Consider the following 18,220-nt stretch of genomic DNA (forward strand, 5'->3'; position numbering starts at 1 on the left):
CCGGCACTACCCTCTCGAATTTGGCACACCCCTTGCAGCTTCCCGGGCAACGTTCCCGTGGGAGTGCACCGTGCGCAACCTGATTACCGACTACCTGGGCGTCCATGCCCAGGCCATGCCGTTGCGCGAACAGCGGATGAAGCTGATCGCCAGCAACCTCGGCAATGCCGACACTCCCGGCTACAAGGCCCAGGATCTGGACTTCGATGCCGCCCTGCGCCACGCCCAGGGGCAGGATGCCAATGGCCTGATGGCCACCACCCATGAGCAGCACTACGAGATCAGTAGTGGCCTGAACCCGTTCCAGATCGCGCGCGAAGGCGTGCAGCCCAGCCTGGACGGCAACACCGTCGATCCCGATGCCGAGCGTGCCGCCTATGGCCGCGCCGCACTCGAGTACCGCGCCTCGCTCAGCTTTGTAGAGAGCAAGGTGCGTTCCATGCTGACTGCGATCACGGGGCAATAAGCCATGAGCAACCTGCCGATCTTCGATATCGCCGGCTCCGCGCTGCAGGCGCAGTCGGTGCGCATGAGCACCATCGCCTCCAACCTCTCCAACGCCGACACCGTAGCCGGTTCCGCCGACGCCGTGTACAAGCCGCTGGAGCCGATCTTCCAGGCCGTCACCAGCAAGAACGACCCGAACATCACTTCGGTGAAGGTGAAGGAAATCACCCAGAGCGAGGCGGCGCCGATCAAGCGCTATGAGCCGGGCCATCCGTTGGCCGACGCCGACGGCTACATCTACCAGCCCGACGTCGATCCGGTGGCGCAGATGGTCAACCTGATCTCGACATCGCGCAATTACCAGGCCGGCGTGGAGATGTTGACCACCGCCAAGGAACTGGCCCTGGCCACCCTGACCATGGGCCGCTGAGGCCCGCAGCACCGGATACCGCCATGACCACCGCCGTCAACAACCAGACCAACCAGGACGTCTACTCCGCGCTCGGCCTGAATGCTCCCAACAGCAACGCCACGAAAAAGAAGAACACGCTGGACCAGGCCGATTTCCTGCGCCTGATGACCGAGCAGCTGCAGCACCAGGACCCGCTGAAGCCGATGGACAACACGCAGATGGTCGCGCAGATGGCGCAGATGTCCACCGTGCAGGGCATCACCGACCTGAACAAGACGGTCAAGGGCTTCCAGGAATCGATGGCCAGCGACCAGGTGCTGCGTGGCGCCGCGCTGGTCGGCCACCAGGTGCTGGTGCCTTCGGAAAAACTGGTCCTGGAAAAGGAAGGCTCGGTGGAAGGCACCGTTGCCGCACCAGCGGCCGGCATCATCACCGTCGACATCACCGATGCCACCGGCGCCAAGGTCACCTCGCTGAGCGTGGAAGCCAAGGCCGCCGGCGAGACCGCGTTCCAGTGGGACGGCAAGGATGCCAACGGCAAGCGCATGGAGCCGGGCAAGTATTCCATCGTCGCCAACCACGTCGACACCGCCGGCAAGAGCACCAAGCTGTCCACCTACGTGCAGGCACCGGTGGAAAGCGTGACCGTCGGTTCCGACGGCCTGTACCTGAACCTCAAGGGCCTGGGCACGGCCCCGATCGACTACGTGCTCCGCGTCAGCTGAGCCGCACACCCCGTACTTACCAGGAGCATCCCATGGGCTTCAATGTCTCGCTGTCCGGCATCAATGCCGCCAATTCCGACCTGAGCGTCACCGCCAACAACGTCGCCAACGTCAACACCACCGGCTTCAAGGAATCGCGCGCCGAGTTCGCCGACCTGTTCTCGGCCACCGGCTATGGCCTGTCGAAGAACGCCGTGGGTTCGGGCGTCCGCGTCTCCAACGTCGCCCAGCAGTTCAAGCAGGGCCACAACGAACAGACCGGGCGCAGCCTGGACATGGCCATTTCCGGTGAGGGCTTCTTCACCATGAACATGAACGGCACCCGCGTGTACTCGCGTGCCGGCAACTTCCAGACCGACGCATCGGGTTACGTGGTCAACCCGCAGGGCGCACGCCTGCAGGTGTTCGCGCCGAATGCCGATGGCACCAACTTCGATGCCGGCCGCATGGTCGACCTGCAGCTGCTGACCACCGACAGCCCGCCGAAGCAGACCAGCGAAGTGAAGGTCGGCTTCACCCTGCCGGCCAACGCCAAGCAGCCGACGGTCACCACCTTCGACCCGACCGATTCGAACAGCTACAACCACTCCAGCGGCGGCATCACCGTGTACGACTCGCTGGGCGTGAGCCACATCCAGGTCTCCTATTTCGTGAAGGGTGCCAACCCGAACGAGTGGACCGTGCGCAACTACGTGGACGGCCAGCCGGCCGGCGCACCGACCCCGGTCACCTTCGACAACAGTGGCAAGCTGGTTGCACCCGCCACCGGCAAGGTCAGCCTCGGCACCTTCACCCCGACCACCGGTGCGGGCGTGCTGAACATGACGCTGGATATCAACGGCTCGACCCAGTACGGCGAGAAGTTCGCGCTGCGCAACACCCAGCAGGACGGCTATGCCGCCGGCAAGCTCAACGAGATCACCGTATCGGAAACCGGCGTGGTCTACGCCCGTTATTCCAACGGCGCCGACAAGCCGCTGGGCCAGGTCGCGCTGACCACCTTCAACAATCCGCAGGGCCTGGAATCGAAGGGCAACAACCTGTGGGTGGATACCTTCAGCTCGGGCACGCCGCGCACCGGCATGCCGGACACCTCCAACCTCGGCAAGATCCAGGCCGGCTCGCTGGAAGCGTCCACCGTCGACCTCACCGAGCAGCTGGTCAACATGATCACCGCGCAGCGCAACTTCCAGGCCAACGCGCAGATGATCACCACCCAGGACCAGATCACCCAGACCGTCATCAACATCCGTTGATGACGCGCTGACCCTGTCACGGAACTCCCCGCATGGATAAAGCCCTTTACGTGGCGATGACCGGTGCCCGCGCCTCCCTGCAGGCGCAGGGTACGCTCAGCCACAATCTCGCCAACTCGGACACCCCTGGCTTCAAGGAAGCGCTGGCCAATACCGAAGCCTTCCCGATCAAGGGCCCGGGCTTTGCCTCGCGGGTGGATGCGCTGCATGTCGACGCCGGGTTCAACCGTACGCCCGGCTCGCAGCACATCACCGGCAAGCCGCTGGATCTGTCCCTGCAGACCGGCACCTGGCTGGCCGTGCAGTCCAGTGATGGCAGCGAGGCGTACACGCGCGGCGCGGCGCTGTCGGTGACACCCAACGGCCAGCTGGTGACCTCCAGCGGCCGCCCGGTGCTGGACGACAACAACAACCCGATCGCCATTCCGCCCTACCAGGCGATGGAGATCGGTGCCGACGGCACGATCTCGATCATTCCGCAGGGCGAAGGCCCGCAGACGATGGCGCAGATCGGCAGGATCAAGGTCGTGCAGGCACCGGATGAGCGCCTTGAACGCGGCCTGGATGGCCTGTTCCGCAACACCGACCCGCTGCAGCCGTTCGCCCCGGCACAGGGCACGGCCGTGCACAGCGGCCAGCTGGAAGGCAGCAACGTCGATGCAGCCGGTGCACTGGTGCAGATGATCCAGCTGCAACGCCAGTACGAAATGCAGGTGCAGGTGATCAAGCACGGCGACGACAACGCACGCAGCGCCAACAGCCTGCTGCGCCTGGGCAGCTGACGGGATTCCGGCGCCGGCTGATGCCGGCGCTGGCACACCGCTTGCACACCCGAATTCAAGGGCCGCACTACGTGGCCGGCTCCACCAGACAGGACAGCGAAGATGAACCAGGCATTGTGGATCGCGAAAACCGGACTGGATGCGCAGCAGATGCGCATGTCGGTGGTTTCCAACAACCTCGCCAACACCAACACCACCGGCTTCAAGCAGGACCGTGCCAGCTTCGAGGACCTGCTGTACCAGCAGGTGCGCCAGCCCGGCGGGTCCTCGTCGGCACAGACCCAGCTGCCGACCGGCCTGCAGCTGGGCACCGGCGTGCGCGTGGTCGCCACCGCCAAGAACTTCGAACAGGGTGGCCAGCAGCAGACCGGCCGCGCACTGGACGTGATGGTCAACGGCCGCGGTTTCTTCGAAGTGCAGATGCCCGATGGCAGCTCGGCCTATACCCGTGATGGCTCGTTCAAGATCAACCAGGACAGCGAGCTGGTCACCAACAGCGGCTATCCAGTGCAGCCGGGCATCCAGATTCCCGAAGGCGCGCAGTCGGTCACCATCGGTACCGACGGCACCATCAGCGTGAAGATGGCCGACGGCGCCGCTTCGGTGGAAGTGGGCGCGCTGACCCTGACCGACTTCGTCAATCCGGCCGGCCTGCAGGCCCGCGGCGAGAACCTGTTCCTGGAGACCACCGCTTCGGGCCCGGCACAGAACGGCAATCCCGGCCTCAATGGCCTGGGCACCGTGGTGCAGGGCGCGCTGGAAGGCAGCAACGTCAATGTGGTGGAAGAGCTGGTGTCGATGATCGAAACCCAGCGCGCCTACGAAATGAATGCCAAGGCGATCTCCACCACCGATTCGATGCTCGGCTACCTCAACAACAAGCTCTGACCGGCCAACCCGGGAAACCGCCATGTCGCCCCTTTCCAACTTCGCCCGTACTGCCCTCGCCTGCGCCGTGGCCGCCCTGCTCGGTGGCTGCGTGATCGCGGGCGACGTGCGCCCCTACCCGACGATGGCACCGATCCAGCCGATCATGCCGCCGCAGGCCCAGCCGACCGCCGGCGCGATCTACGCGGCCGGCCCGACCCTGCAGTTGTATTCGGACCGTCGCGCGCGCGATGTCGGCGACCTGCTGACCATCACCCTGCTGGAAAACACCACCGCGCAGACCAGCGCCAACACGGCCACCAACAAGGAATCCAACCTGAGCCTGGGCACGCCCTCCATCCTCGGCGCGCCCGTTACGTTGGGCGGCAAGGACATCCTGAGTGCGACGGCCAAGGGCGCGCGTGACTTCACCGGCAAGGGCAACAGCGCGCAGAGCAACCGCCTGCAGGGCAACGTCACGGTCACCGTGATCCAGCGCCTGCCCAACGGCAACCTGGTGGTGCAGGGGCAGAAGAACCTGCGCCTGAACCAGGGCGATGAACTGGTGCAGGTGCAGGGCATCGTGCGTCCCGGCGACATCAGCCAGGACAACACCATTCCTTCCAGCCGCGTGGCCGAGGCCCGCATCGTCTACGGCGGCCGCGGCCCTGTCGCGCAGTCCAACGCGATGGGCTGGCTGAGCCGCTTCTTCAACTCCGGCCTGACGCCGTTCTGAGTATGGCCATGAAATCCTTCCTCTCTTCTTCCTGGCAGCGACGCGCAGCGTCGTTCGTCGCTTTGATGCTGTTGATCGTGGCAGCCCCTGCCAGTGCCGAGCGCATCAAGGACCTGGCCCAGGTCGGTGGCGTGCGCGGCAATGCGCTGGTGGGCTACGGCCTGGTGGTCGGCCTGGATGGCAGCGGCGACCGCACCAGCCAGGCGCCCTTCACCGTGCAGAGCCTGAAGAACCTGCTCGGCGAGCTGGGTGTAAACGTGCCGGCCAACGTCAACCCGCAGCTGAAGAACGTGGCCGCCGTGGCGATCCATGCCGAACTGCCGCCGTTCGCCAAGCCGGGCCAGCCGATCGACATCACCGTGTCCTCGATCGGCAACGCGGTGTCGCTGCGCGGTGGTTCGCTGCTGATGGCGCCGTTGCGCGGCGCCGATGGCCAGATCTACGCCATCGCCCAGGGCAACCTGATCGTCGGCGGCTTCGGCGCGCAGGGCAAGGACGGCTCCCGGGTCTCGGTGAACGTGCCGAGCGTCGGCCGCATTCCCAATGGCGCCACCGTTGAGCGCGCCCTGCCCGATCCGCTGGCCAATGGCGGCGACATCACCCTGAACCTGCACAACAACGATTTCACTACGGTCTCGCGCATGGTCGCCGCGCTCAACAACGCCTTCGGCGAAGGCGCGGCACGCGCAGTCGATGGCGTGACCGTCGCGGTCACCGCACCCACTGACCCGGGCGCGCGCATCGGCCTGCTGGCCCGCATCGAGAACCTGGAACTGACTCCGGGCAGCGCCCCGGCCAAGGTCGTGGTCAATTCGCGTACCGGCACCGTGGTCATCGGCCAGCAGGTGAAGGTCGGTCCGGCGGCGATCTCGCACGGGTCGCTGACGGTGACGATCCAGGAAAACACCAACGTCAGCCAGCCCAATGCCCTGTCCGGCGGGCGCACCGTGGCCAGCCCGCAGTCGACCATCACCGCCACCAATGACGGCAGCCGCATGTTCAAGTTCAGCGGCGGCACCACCCTGGACGAGATCGTGCACGCGGTGAACGCGGTAGGCGCGGCACCGGGCGATCTCATTGCGATCCTGGAAGCCCTGAAGCAGGCCGGCGCCCTGAGTGCCGAGCTCGAGGTGATCTGATATGCGCATCAATCCCGCATTCGATCTGCACCCGGCGCAGCAGAACGATCCGGCCAAGATCGACAAGGTGGCGCGACAGCTGGAAGGCCAGTTCGCGCAGATGCTGGTCAAGAGCATGCGTGACGCCAGCTTCGGCGATTCGCTGTTCCCCGGCGAGAACAAGATGTTCCGCGACATGTACGACCAGAAGATCGCCGAGGCGATGACCCGCGGCAAGGGCCTGGGCCTGTCCGGCATGATCAGCCGGCAGCTGTCCGGCCAGGCCGCCGATGGCCCGGCGCTGGATACCCGCGTGGACCCGGCCAAGGCCAGTCGTGCCTATCAGCTCAATGCGCCGGCCAAGCCCGCACCGTCGCTGCCGCTGGAAGACGGCAGCCAGGCCGTGCGCCTGCTGCAGCAGATGGCGGCCGGCGCCCAGTCGGGCGCACACGCGGCGGTTGCGCCGATGGAACAGGCGCTGGACCTGATCGCCGGGCGCGAAAGCAGCGGCATGCACCGCTCGCTGGGCACCGAAGATCCGTACATCGGCAGCCTGCAGGGCGAGGACTGGGCCGCCAGCAGCGATCAGTGGTCGGCCACCGCCAGCAACCGCGGCACGGCCATCAGCCCGGCCGATGCGATGGCTACCCGCACCGCCGTCGCCCAGCTGGGCGAGCACACTCCGGAAGGTTTCGTCGCCAGCATCTGGCAGCACGCGCAGCGTGCAGCCAAGGAACTGGGCGTGGATGCCCGCGCCCTGGTCGCCCAGGCAGCGCTGGAGACCGGTTGGGGCAAGCGCCACATCAAGCACGCCGACGGCAGCACCTCGCACAACCTGTTCGGCATCAAGGCCAATGGCTGGAACGGCCAGCGCGCCGTGGCCGGCACCCACGAGTATGTCGATGGCGTGCGCCGCAACGAAACCGCCAGCTTCCGTGCCTACAGTTCGCCGGCCGAGAGCTTTGCCGACTACGTGCGCCTGCTGAAGACCAGCCCGCGCTACCAGCAGGCCCTGCAGGCCGGCACCGATGTGCAGGGCTTCGCCCGCGGCCTGCAGCGCGCCGGCTATGCCACCGACCCGCGCTATGCGGCCAAGATCGCCGCGATCGCCGGCGGAGCGACCATCGAGCGCGCCGTCAGCGCCGTGGCCAACGCCGGCGCCCGCCTTGGCCAGACCTTCGCCAGCACCGCAACCGCGGCGCTGGGTATCACTCGTCGTTGAGGAACCCCATGTCCAGCGTACTTTCCACCGGTACCGGTGCCCTGCTCGCCTTCCAGCGTGCGTTGGCGACCACCAGCCACAACGTGGCCAACCTCAATACCCCGGGCTACAGCCGGCAGAAGGTCAACTTCGCCACGGCTGATCCCCAGAACTACGGCTACGGCACGGTCGGCAACGGCACCCGCATCACCGACATCCGTCGCACCGCCGATCAGCTGGCGATCTCGCGCCTGCTCGACAGCAGCGGCGAACTGGCGCGCCTGAAGCAGCTCTCCGGCATGGCCGACCGGGTCAATTCGTTGTTCTCCGACGCGGCCACCAATGTGTCCGGTGTCTGGTCGAAGTTCTTCGATTCGGTCAGCGGCCTGTCCTCCAACGCCGCCGGCACTGCCGACCGCCAGAACATGCTGGATGGTGGCAAGGCGCTGGCCAACCGTTTCGTGCAGCTCAACACGCATCTGAACAACCTCAACAGCGAGGTCAACAACGGCCTGCTGGCCGGTGCCACCGAGGTCAACCGGCTGGCGCAGGAGATCGCGCAGATCAACGGTGCGATCGGCACCAACATCGCCACCGCCGCACCGGACCTGCTCGATCGCCGCGACCAGTTGATCACCCAGCTGATCGGCTACACCGGTGGCACTGCCGTGATCCAGGACGGCGGCATCATGAATGTCTACACCGCCGGCGGAAACGCGCTGGTGGTGGGCACCACGGCGACCAAGGTCACCACCGTTGCCGACCCGTACCAGCCGGAGCGGCTGCAGCTGGCGCTGGAGACGCAGGGCAACACCATCCGGCTCGACCCGAAGGCGGTCGGTGGCCAGATCGGCGGCCTGCTGGAATTCCGCGACACCGTGCTGACGCCCGCCCAGGCCGAACTGGGCAAGCTGGCGGTAGGGCTGGCCGAGAGCTTCAACCAGGTGCATCACCAGGGCGTGGACCTGTATGGCCAGCTGGGGGGTGACTTCTTCAACATCGGCAACCCACGCGTCACCGCCAACAATGCCAACACCGGTACCGCAAGCCTCAGCGCCACCTACGGCGACCTCGGCAAGCTGGACGCGCAGAACGTGGTGCTGCAGTTCGATGGCAGCAACTGGAAGGCCAGCCGTGCCGACACCGGCGCCAATGTTCCGCTGACCGGCACCGGCACCGCCGCCGATCCACTGGTGATCAACGGCGTCAAGCTGGTGGTCGGCGGTACCCCGGTGGCCAACGACCGCTTCCTGCTGCAGCCGACCGCAGGCGTGGCTGGCAGCATGGAAGTGGCGATCACCGATCCCTCGCGCATCGCCGCCGCCGCGGCGGTGAAGGGTGCGGCGGCGACCTCCAACACCGGCACCGGCAAGCTGAGCGGTGTCGCCGTCAGCGATTCGACCAACGCCAGCCTGCGCAATCCGGCCGCGATCGTGTTCACCTCGGCAACCACCTACACCATCGATGGGGGTCCGCCGCAGACCTACACGCCCGGCCAGACCATCAGCGCCAATGGCTGGAGCTTCGTGCTGGACGGTGCGCCGAAGGTCGGCGACACCTTCAACATCACCCCTACCCCGGCGGGCTCTTCGGACAACAGCAACGCCTCCAGGCTGGCCAAGGTGGAGAGCGCCAAGGCATTCAACAGCGGCACGGTCACCCTCAACGGTGCACTGGGCGGCCTGACCACCCAGGTCGGTGCAGCCGCCCGCTCGGCCGAGTATTCGCTGGAAGCGCAGCTGGTGATCAATGACAAGGCGCAGGAAGCGCGCGACGAAGTGTCCGGCGTCAACCTGGACGAGGAAGCGGCCGACATGCTGCGCCTGCAGCAGGCCTACCAGGCCGCGTCGCAGCTGATCTCCACCGCCGACAGCATGTTCCAGACCATCCTGGGAGCCGTCCGCCGATGAGCAGCCGTATCTCCACCAGCATGATGTTCAACCAGTCCGTGTCGCTGATGATGGCCAAGCAGGCCAAGCTCAGCCACCTGGAGCAGCAGATCGCCACCGGCAGCAAGATCGTCAGCGCCAAGGACGATCCGGTCGCCGCTGGCGCGGCAGTTGGGCTTGACCGCAGCCTGGCCGCACTGGACCGGATGAAACTCAACGCCGGCAACGTGCAGAACCGCCTGGGCGTGCAGGAAAACACCCTGGCCCAGGTCAACGACCTGATGACGCGTGTCAACGATCTGACCATCCAGGCCAGCAACCCGGCACTGGGCGCGGCCGACAAGAAAACGCTGATCACCGAACTGAACCAGATCCGCGAGGGCCTGTTGTCGCTGGCCAACGCCGACGACGGCACCGGCCGCTACGTGTTCGGCGGCACCAACGATGGCGATCCGCCGTTCGCCAAGATCAATGGCAAGGTGGTCTACCGTGGCGACCAGACCCAGCGCCAGATTGAAGTCGGCCCCGACACCTATGTGCGGGATGCCCTGCCCGGCAGTGAAATCTTCATGCGCATTCCTACCGGCGACGGCTTCGTCGATGGCGGTGCCGCGGCCGGCAATACCGGCAACGGCGTGCTGACCAACATCACCCGCGATGGCAGCGACAGCTGGAACGGCCAGTCCTTCAGCATCCGCTTCACCGCCGCCGACCAGTACCAGGTACTGGACGGCGCTGGCAACGTGACCGGCACCGGCACGTTCAAGGCCGGTGACAACGTGGAAGTCAACGGTGTACGCCTGCAGATCACCGGCGCACCTGCTGCCGGTGACAGCTTCAACGTGAAGCCGGCGACCAGCCGCGACATCTTCGACACCATGGACAAGCTGATTGCCGCGCTCGATGCCGACACCGGCACCACCGCGAAGATGAGCGCGCAGCAGAACGAACTGCAGAGCGCTCTGCGCGATGTGGCCCGTGCGTCGGAGCGGATGATCGATTCGCGTGCGGCCGGCGGTGCGCAGCTGAAGGCGCTGGACAATGCCGCCGACATGCGCGAAGCCAACAGCGTGACCCTGAAGACCACGCTGTCGCAGATGCGCGACCTGGACTACGCCGATGCGCTGAGCCAGTACCAGCTGCAGAGCACCGCGCTGCAGGCGGCACAGACGATCTTCTCGCAGATGCAGTCGATGTCGTTGTTCAACAAGATCCGCTGACACTTCCCAAGCGCCACCCCCTGAAGGCCGCGATGCCCTGCATCGCGGCCTTTTTCGTTTGCGCGTGCCCGTTCCGTCGCGCTGGCCGGGCGTGGCCCGGCGCTGCCGGAAAGGTGCTCCTGCGCATTTTCCGTGATTGCCCATCAAGCCCGGCCCTGCCCCGCCGATACCTTCATCAGCGCTGGTTGGGCATGCCCAACCACCCCTTCCGGGGTCGCCTTCACGCCCGACCAGGGCTGAAAAACCCCGGGAAAACAGCCTCCGGCACCGAATTTCAGCTTCCACGGAATTCACGGCTAAAGGTTGTTGACAAAGCGCCGTTATTCATTTGGCAACAGCGAAGCACACAGCCACACAAAAAAACAGGCGGCGCTTCGTTTCATTCACCAACGGGTTCCATATAAGAGGAGACGACCCCATGGCACAGGTAATCAACACCAATACGATGTCGCTCAACGCTCAGCGCAACCTGAGCACCAGCGGCAGCTCGCTCGCTACCACCATCCAGCGCCTCTCGTCCGGCCTGCGCATCAACAGCGCGAAGGACGACGCGGCCGGCCTGGCCATCAGCGAGCGCTTCACCACCCAGATCCGCGGTCTGGACGTGGCCATCCGCAACGCCAACGACGGTATCTCGCTGGCCCAGGTCGCCGAGGGTTCGCTGAGCGAAGTCGGCAACAACCTGCAGCGCATCCGTGAACTGGCCGTGCAGTCCTCCAACGCCACCAACTCGGCCAGCGACCGCAAGGCCCTGCAGGCTGAAGTGACCCAGCTGGTCTCGGAAGTCGACCGCGTGGCCAAGCAGGCCGATTTCAACGGCACCAAGCTGCTGGACGGCTCCTTCACCAGCCAGCTGTTCCAGGTCGGCGCCAACGCCGGCCAGGCCATCGCCATCAACAGCGTGGTCAACGCCAAGGCCGATTCGCTGGGCGCGGCGACCTTCGCCAACGGCTACACCGGCACCAGCCTGGCCGCGGCCGACAAGGCCACCGCCGACACCACCTACTCCGGCCTGCAGATCTCGGTGACCCCGCCGGGCGGCACCGCCACCACGGTCACCATCAACGACTTCACCGTGAAGGCGGGTGAATCGATCACCTCGGCCACCTCCGCCGCGATCAACAACAAGCTGGGCGAAACCGGCGTCATGGCCTCGGTCAATGCCGGTGTGATCAGCCTGGCCTCGGTCAAGGACGGCCAGACCTTCACCCTGGGCGTCAGCGCCGCGACCCCGCCGACCGGCGCCACCGCCGCGACCATCGCTGGCCTGGGCCTGACCCAGACCAGCACCGACGGCGGCCTGCTGACCGGCGCCACGGCCAATTTCGTCAAGGACCTGAACGTCACCACCGCCGAAGGCGCGCAGAAGGCGCTGTCGATCGTCGACAAGGCACTTGAATCGGTCAACAGCGTGCGCGCCGACCTCGGCGCGATCCAGAACCGCTTCACCTCGGTGGTGGCCAACCTGCAGACCTCCTCGGAGAACCTGTCGGCCTCGCGCAGCCGCATCCGCGATACCGACTTCGCCAAGGAAACCGCCGAACTGACCCGCACCCAGATCCTGCAGCAGGCCGGTACGGCCATGCTGGCCCAGGCCAACCAGGTACCGCAGAACGTGCTCAGCCTGTTGCAGCGCTGACATGAGCCGCCCCCGGGGCACGTCGGGGGCGTCTAACCCAACTCACGTGCAACCGCTCAAGGACCTCTCCTCATGGCACAAGTCATCAACACCAATACGATGTCGTTGAATGCTCAGCGTAACCTGAGCACCAGCGGCAGCTCGCTGGCCACCACCATCCAGCGCCTGTCCTCCGGTTCGCGCATCAACAGCGCCAAGGACGACGCCGCCGGCCTGGCGATCTCCGAGCGCTTCGGCACGCAGATCCGCGGTACCGACGTCGCCATCCGCAACGCCAACGACGGCATCTCGCTGGCCCAGGTCGCCGAAGGTTCGCTGACCGAAATCGGCAACAACCTGCAGCGCGTCCGCGAGCTGTCGGTGCAGGCCTCCAACGCCACCAACTCCGCCAGCGACCGCAAGGCGCTGCAGGCCGAAGTGACCCAGCTGGTCTCGGAAATCGATCGCGTCGCCAAGCAGTCGGACTTCAACGGCACCAAGCTGCTGGACGGCTCGTTCTCCAGCCAGCTGTTCCAGGTCGGCGCCAACGCCGGCCAGGCCATCGCCATCGACAAGACCATCGACGCCAAGGCCAATGCCCTGGGCGGTGCGCAGTTCGCCAGCGGCAAGGTCGCGATCACCGCTGCCGCCAGCGCCACGGCCGACATCGCGCTGACCGGCCTGAGCATCACCGACAGCAAGGGCGCCAAGGTTGACTTCGCCGACCTGACCGTCAAGAGCGCAGGCAGCGTCGCCGGCACCAACACCGCCGCTGCCACCGCACTGGCTGCTCATATCAACGCCAAGATCGGTGAAACCGGCGTGCTGGCCGAAGTCGATGCCGCCGGCACCGGCCTCACCCTGAGCTCGGTCAAGGACAGCGTCGACAAGGACGGTGCCTACAAGGGCTTCACCGTCGCTGCCACCGGCGCCGCCTACACCGACGACGTGACCGCGCCGGCCGCTCCGGCCAAGAAGTTCGCCGACAAGATCGACGTGTCCACCGTGAAGGGTGCACAGCAGGCAATGGAAGTGGTCGACAAGGCCCTGGGTGCAATCAACAGCACCCGCGCTGACCTCGGCGCGGTCCAGAACCGCTTCACCTCGGTCGTGGCCAACCTGCAGACCTCGTCGGAAAACCTGTCGGCGTCGCGCAGCCGCATCAAGGACACCGACTTTGCCAAGGAAACCGCAGAGCTGACCCGCACCCAGATCCTGCAGCAGGCCGGTACGGCCATGCTGGCCCAGGCCAACCAGGTGCCGCAGGGCGTGCTCAGCCTGCTGCGCTGATCCGCTCCCTGATCGACCGCCGGGCGGCATCTGAACCGCCGCCCGGCGCCTGAAACTCGTTTCACCTTCGCCAAAGGAAAGCACCATGGCACAAGTCATCAACACCAATACCATGTCCCTGAATGCTCAGCGCAACCTGAGCACCAGTGGCAGCTCGCTGGCCACCACCATCCAGCGCCTGTCTTCCGGTTCGCGTATCAACAGCGCCAAGGACGACGCCGCCGGCCTGGCGATCTCCGAGCGCTTCGGCACGCAGATCCGCGGTACCGACGTTGCCATCCGCAACGCCAACGACGGCATCTCGCTGGCCCAGGTCGCCGAAGGTTCGCTGACCGAAATCGGCAACAACCTGCAGCGCGTCCGCGAGCTGTCGGTGCAGGCCTCCAACGCCACCAACTCCGCCAGCGACCGCAAGGCGCTGCAGGCCGAAGTGACCCAGCTGGTCTCGGAAATCGATCGCGTCGCCAAGCAGTCGGACTTCAACGGCACCAAGCTGCTGGACGGCTCGTTCTCCAGCCAGCTGTTCCAGGTCGGTGCCAACGCCGGCCAGGCCATCGCCATCGACAAGACCATCGACGCCAAGGCCAATGCCCTGGGCGGTGCGATGTTCGATTCGGTCAGCTTCACCATCGCCGCTCCGGCAGACGCCACGACCGGTGTGAAGATGACGGGCATGAGCATCACCAATGGCGCGGGTTCGGCAATCAGCATCGCCGACATCGACGTGGCCGCGCAGGGCGGTGCCGATGGCACCAAGACCCAGGACGCCGCCACCAAGGCCATGGTCGCTGCGATCAATGCCAAGATCGGTGAGACCGGCGTCCTGGCCGAGGTCGATGCTGCCGGTGGCGGCAAGATCAACCTGAGCTCGGTCAAGGACAGCGTCGACAAGAATGGCGCCTTCCTCGGCATCGCCGTGGAAACCGGCACCTGGACCGGCATCGCCGCCGGCCCGACCGACATCACTGCCAGCACCACTGCAGTGGGCAAGAGCTTCGCCGACAAGATCGACGTGTCCACCGTGAAGGGCGCACAGCAGGCAATGGAAGTGGTCGACAAGGCCCTGGGTGCAATCAACAGCACCCGTGCCGACCTCGGCGCGGTCCAGAACCGCTTCACCTCGGTCGTGGCCAACCTGCAGACCTCGTCGGAAAACCTGTCGGCGTCGCGCAGCCGCATCAAGGACACCGACTTCGCCAAGGAAACCGCAGAGCTGACCCGCACCCAGATCCTGCAGCAGGCCGGTACGGCCATGCTGGCCCAGGCCAACCAGGTGCCGCAGGGCGTGCTCAGCCTGCTGCGCTGATCCACGGCAAGAAGGCGCCGCTACCGTCGGATCGAACCGACGGTAGCGGCAACCCGGAAGCCACGGTGCACGAAGGCGCGGGCCATGCCCGGCCCGGGATCGCTCCCGAACCGGCTTGGCATCGCCCGCTCCTGCGGACCTCTCTTTCAGCGCTGTACCTTTGACTGTACGTACCGGGCGGCTTCGTCTCCCCCCGATTGTCAGTAGCCTGATCCCTCCCCTGCCTTGGGGGAGGGTTTTTTGCAGACTCCCGGCAGCCTGCGGTGATTCCACCCGCACCCTGCCCCAACCCTCCTGCAAACCGCGTGCCAGATCCGCCGCCAGACAACTGGCACGGCGCATGCATCAACGAAGTCCTCAAGACCCAGCGGCGCAGGCCGCTATTTTCGTTGACGACGGGCCACCGCACGGCGGCCAGGCCCGGATACCAGGAGAATCACATGGCAAGCTTTGGATACGGTGGCATTGGCTCGGGGCTCAACATCTCGGACATCGTCAACCAGCTGGTCGCGGCCGACCGCAAGCCCGCCGACAATGCGCTGAACCTGCAGCAGTCCAAGGCCAAGATGCAGCTGTCGTCGATCGGCACCGTCACTTCGGCCTTCGACAAGCTGAAGACCGCACTGACCGCGCTGAAGGCCACCACGGCCTTCGATACCCGCACGGTGACCGCCACCGGCAAGGCGCAGCCGGCCAACACCGACGACGTGCTGACGGCCTCGGTGGCGCTGTACGACCTGGGCACGACCAAGGCAGCGGCCTCCAATGGCACGCATCAGGTGGAGGTGAAATCCCTTGCCACCGCACACAAGCTGATTGCCAACACCTCGGTAGGGAAGACCGACACCTTCGGCGCCGGAACCTTGACGCTGACCGTTGGTGTCGGCGACAAGGCAAAGACGATGAAGGTCGAGGTGGAAGCAGGCGATACGCTGACCACCGTGCGCAACAAGATCGACGCCGCAGGCCGCAAGGAAGGCGTGCAGGCGACCTTGATCGCCTCGGGCGACAACCAGTACCTGTCGATCGCCCAGGAAAAGACCGGTGCCGCCAATGCCATCAAGCTCGAGTACGGCGGCAGCGACCCGAAGCTGAGCGCACTGGTGGGCAGCCTGCAGGAAAACACCGCGGCAGCCGATGCCGAGCTGACCATCGATGGCGTCACGGTGGTCAGCGCCAGCAACACCGTGGCCGATGCCGTGCCGGGCCTGACCCTGAACCTCAAGGTCAAGGGCAAGAGCACCGTCGTGATCAGCACCGATACCACTGCAGCCACCAAGGTGATGCAGGAGTTCGTGACCGCCTACAACGCAGCAATCGCGGCGATCAACACCGAGACCAAGTACGACGCCAAGACCAAGGAAGCCGCCACGCTCACCGGCGACGCGCAGATGCGTGGCGCCTCCAGCCAGTTGCGTTCGGTGATGTCGGGCGTGTTGAAGGAGCTGTCCGCCGATGGCCTGGACCCGAAGACGCTGGGGCTGCAGACGCGCGGCTATCCCAACGCCGACGGCAGCCTGGTGCTGGACGCCACCAAGTTCGCCGCCGCGCTGGCCAGCCAGCCCGAGAAGATCCGCTCGGCAATCACCGGCGACACCGGCGGTGCCGGCACGCTCTACACCATGGTCGACGGCTACGTCAGCACCACGGTCGGCAAGGAAGGCGCCTTCGTCGCCCGCACCAAGGGCCTCAACACCACGCTGGACAACATCGACAAGCGCCGCAAGGATCTCGACACGCGCATGAAGAACGTGGAAGAGCGCTACAAGAAGCAGTTCATCGCGCTGGACAGCCTGATGGGCAAGCTGCAGCAGAGCAATACGTCGCTGCAGCAGCAGCTGGCACAGCTGAACCGCTAAAGGACGGCGTGCAACGCTCAAGTTTGGCGTGCAACGCACCGATAACGGACGCAACAGCAATCAACGCCGCACCGCCGGTAACGGTCCCCACGACCTGCCGGCGGCACCCAGCGCAAGGAGAATCACGAATGTACGGTTCCAGCCGTCAATATGCCGAGCAGTACCGCCAGGTGGGAGTGACCAGTGCGGTTGCCGACGCCGATCCGCACAAGCTGGTGGCGATGCTGCTGGCCGGCGCGCTGGAGCGCGTGCGGCGCGCCCTGGCCAGCCTCGAGCGTGGCGACCAGGCCGGCAAGGGCAAGGCGATCGGTGAGGTCTGCGCGATCGTCGGCCACCTCAATGGCTCGCTGGATCATGAGGCCGGCGGTGAGATCGCCGGAAATCTGTCGGCACTCTACGACTACGTGCTGCAGCGCCTGACCGAGGCCAACCTGCACAACGACCGTGCCGCCCTCGACGAATCCCTGCAGCTGCTGGGCGAGATCGACAGCGCCTGGAATGCGATCCCGATGGAACAGCGCCGCCCGGCCGCGGTGGCACCATGAGCCTGCACGAACTGCACGCCCAGCTGGACGCCTTCGAAAAGGCCCTGGGCGAAGATGCGCTCGACCAGGCCGACAGCCTGCTCGACGGCCACGACAGCACGCTGCATGCCCTGCTCAGCCAGCCGCTGACCGTGGACGACCACGCACCACTCAGTGCGCTGTTCGAGCGCCAGCAGAACCTGCTGGGCCTGCTGCGCCAGCGCCGCGATGCGGTGGCTGCACTGATGAATGACGGCCAGCGCTCTCTTCGCGCGGCGCATGCCTACCTGCAGGCAGAATCGCTGGCATGACCCAACTGCCGACAACGTCGCTGCACCATCCCGCCGAAAGCGAGCTGTTCGACGAAACGCTCAGCTGCGAGCTGGCGCTGCCCGCCGAATTCCAGGCAGGCAGTGGCGCCGGCCGCACCGGCAGCGCCGAGGGCCTGCTGCGCAGCCTGGCCCTGGTTGAAGACAGCCGCGTTGACGAGCATGACGACCGCAATGAAGCCAGCCTGCAATTGCAGCGGCTGGAGGCGAAGCTGGATCTGGCGATGGTGTTGCTTGGCCGCCTGGTCCGCCAGCAGGGCCAGGAACTGACCCTGCGCCCGGTGCGCTGGTCGCGCCGCGGGATACGCCTGCAACTGGGGCCGCGCAGTGGCGCCAGCCCCGGCCAGGCGGGCCTGGTCCGCCTGCAGCCCAGCGACTGGCTGCCCGACCATATCGACCTGCCGGTGGAAGTGATTGCCGAAGCGGCCGATGGCGGTGGCGGCCACTATCTGTGGCTGCGCTTCCAGCGCCTTGGTGATGGCCTGGAAATGGCCATGGAGCGGCATCTGTTCCGCCTGCACCGACGCCAGGTGGCCGAGGCACGCCGGGCGCGCTGAAACCTGCCACCATCACGCTTGGCGGGCAAGCCTTGGCGCGCCCGTTCAGCTAAGTTAAGGTGGACTCCCCTACACGGACCTGCT

At 66.1% G+C, this 18,220-nt stretch carries 18 protein-coding genes; all 18 read left to right on the forward strand.

The annotated features are described in order from the left end of the window. The first annotated feature begins 70 nt into the window (after positions 1-70). The 18 genes from flgB (at position 71) to D7T59_RS15510 (ending at position 18,136) form a co-directional block, all read left to right on the forward strand. Complete coding sequence (gene flgB / locus D7T59_RS15425; protein ID WP_005409576.1) at positions 71-466, forward strand: flagellar basal body rod protein FlgB; 396 nt, start codon at positions 71-73, stop codon at positions 464-466. 3 nt (positions 467-469) lie between these two features. Continuing rightward, entirely contained in the window at positions 470-877 is a 408-nt protein-coding gene (gene flgC, locus D7T59_RS15430) for a flagellar basal body rod protein FlgC (RefSeq protein ID WP_005416461.1), read from the forward strand. A 23-nt stretch (positions 878-900) separates the two neighbouring features. Then, positions 901-1,584, forward strand: coding sequence for a flagellar hook assembly protein FlgD (locus D7T59_RS15435; protein ID WP_180853403.1), 684 nt, complete (start codon positions 901-903; stop codon positions 1,582-1,584). 32 nt (positions 1,585-1,616) lie between these two features. Next, complete coding sequence (flgE, locus tag D7T59_RS15440) at positions 1,617-2,840, forward strand: flagellar hook protein FlgE (RefSeq protein ID WP_180853404.1); 1,224 nt, start codon at positions 1,617-1,619, stop codon at positions 2,838-2,840. A gap of 32 nt (positions 2,841-2,872) precedes the next feature. After that, positions 2,873-3,622 carry a flagellar basal body rod protein FlgF gene (locus tag D7T59_RS15445; protein WP_164136598.1) on the forward strand — a complete coding sequence of 250 codons (750 nt, stop codon included), beginning with the start codon at positions 2,873-2,875 and terminating at the stop codon, positions 3,620-3,622. 102 nt (positions 3,623-3,724) lie between these two features. After that, positions 3,725-4,510: a flagellar basal-body rod protein FlgG gene (gene flgG / locus D7T59_RS15450; RefSeq protein WP_005409571.1), complete on the forward strand. Its 786-nt coding sequence runs from the start codon at positions 3,725-3,727 to the stop codon at positions 4,508-4,510. Positions 4,511-4,532: 22 nt separating this feature from the next. Continuing rightward, entirely contained in the window at positions 4,533-5,225 is a 693-nt protein-coding gene (gene flgH / locus D7T59_RS15455; RefSeq protein ID WP_164136597.1) for a flagellar basal body L-ring protein FlgH, read from the forward strand. Positions 5,226-5,227: 2 nt separating this feature from the next. Beyond that, positions 5,228-6,364 (forward strand): flagellar basal body P-ring protein FlgI, encoded by a 1,137-nt coding sequence (locus D7T59_RS15460; protein ID WP_180853405.1) that lies wholly within the window; start codon positions 5,228-5,230, stop codon positions 6,362-6,364. Between the two features lies 1 nt (position 6,365). Further along, complete coding sequence (flgJ, locus tag D7T59_RS15465) at positions 6,366-7,565, forward strand: flagellar assembly peptidoglycan hydrolase FlgJ (RefSeq protein WP_180853406.1); 1,200 nt, start codon at positions 6,366-6,368, stop codon at positions 7,563-7,565. Between the two features lie 8 nt (positions 7,566-7,573). Beyond that, positions 7,574-9,454: a flagellar hook-associated protein FlgK gene (gene flgK / locus D7T59_RS15470; protein WP_180853407.1), complete on the forward strand. Its 1,881-nt coding sequence runs from the start codon at positions 7,574-7,576 to the stop codon at positions 9,452-9,454. Next, complete coding sequence (flgL, locus tag D7T59_RS15475; protein WP_164136593.1) at positions 9,451-10,653, forward strand: flagellar hook-associated protein FlgL; 1,203 nt, start codon at positions 9,451-9,453, stop codon at positions 10,651-10,653. The genes flgK and flgL overlap by 4 nt, the downstream gene beginning before the upstream one ends. 418 nt (positions 10,654-11,071) lie before the next feature. Continuing rightward, a complete protein-coding gene (locus D7T59_RS15480) occupies positions 11,072-12,292 on the forward strand; it encodes a flagellin (RefSeq protein WP_164136592.1) in 1,221 nt (406 codons plus the stop codon). A gap of 72 nt (positions 12,293-12,364) precedes the next feature. Further along, a complete protein-coding gene (locus tag D7T59_RS15485) occupies positions 12,365-13,561 on the forward strand; it encodes a flagellin (RefSeq protein WP_049456816.1) in 1,197 nt (398 codons plus the stop codon). 85 nt (positions 13,562-13,646) lie between these two features. Then, positions 13,647-14,867 carry a flagellin gene (locus D7T59_RS15490; protein WP_180853408.1) on the forward strand — a complete coding sequence of 407 codons (1,221 nt, stop codon included), beginning with the start codon at positions 13,647-13,649 and terminating at the stop codon, positions 14,865-14,867. A gap of 440 nt (positions 14,868-15,307) precedes the next feature. After that, positions 15,308-16,726, forward strand: a complete 1,419-nt coding sequence (fliD, locus tag D7T59_RS15495; protein WP_099552279.1) for a flagellar filament capping protein FliD — start codon at positions 15,308-15,310, stop codon at positions 16,724-16,726. A gap of 128 nt (positions 16,727-16,854) precedes the next feature. Continuing rightward, the gene (gene fliS / locus D7T59_RS15500; protein WP_049448908.1) at positions 16,855-17,271 is read left to right on the forward strand and encodes a flagellar export chaperone FliS; all 417 of its coding nucleotides are present in this window, start codon (positions 16,855-16,857) and stop codon (positions 17,269-17,271) included. Beyond that, positions 17,268-17,561, forward strand: coding sequence for a hypothetical protein (locus D7T59_RS15505; protein WP_099552280.1), 294 nt, complete (start codon positions 17,268-17,270; stop codon positions 17,559-17,561). The genes fliS and D7T59_RS15505 overlap by 4 nt, the downstream gene beginning before the upstream one ends. Continuing rightward, positions 17,558-18,136, forward strand: a complete 579-nt coding sequence (locus tag D7T59_RS15510; protein ID WP_106549941.1) for a PilZ domain-containing protein — start codon at positions 17,558-17,560, stop codon at positions 18,134-18,136. Before D7T59_RS15505 ends, D7T59_RS15510 begins: the two co-directional genes overlap by 4 nt. Positions 18,137-18,220: the final 84 nt, after the last annotated feature.

The organism is Stenotrophomonas maltophilia, from assembly GCF_013464915.1.
GTDB classification, from domain to species: domain Bacteria; phylum Pseudomonadota; class Gammaproteobacteria; order Xanthomonadales; family Xanthomonadaceae; genus Stenotrophomonas; species Stenotrophomonas maltophilia_AT.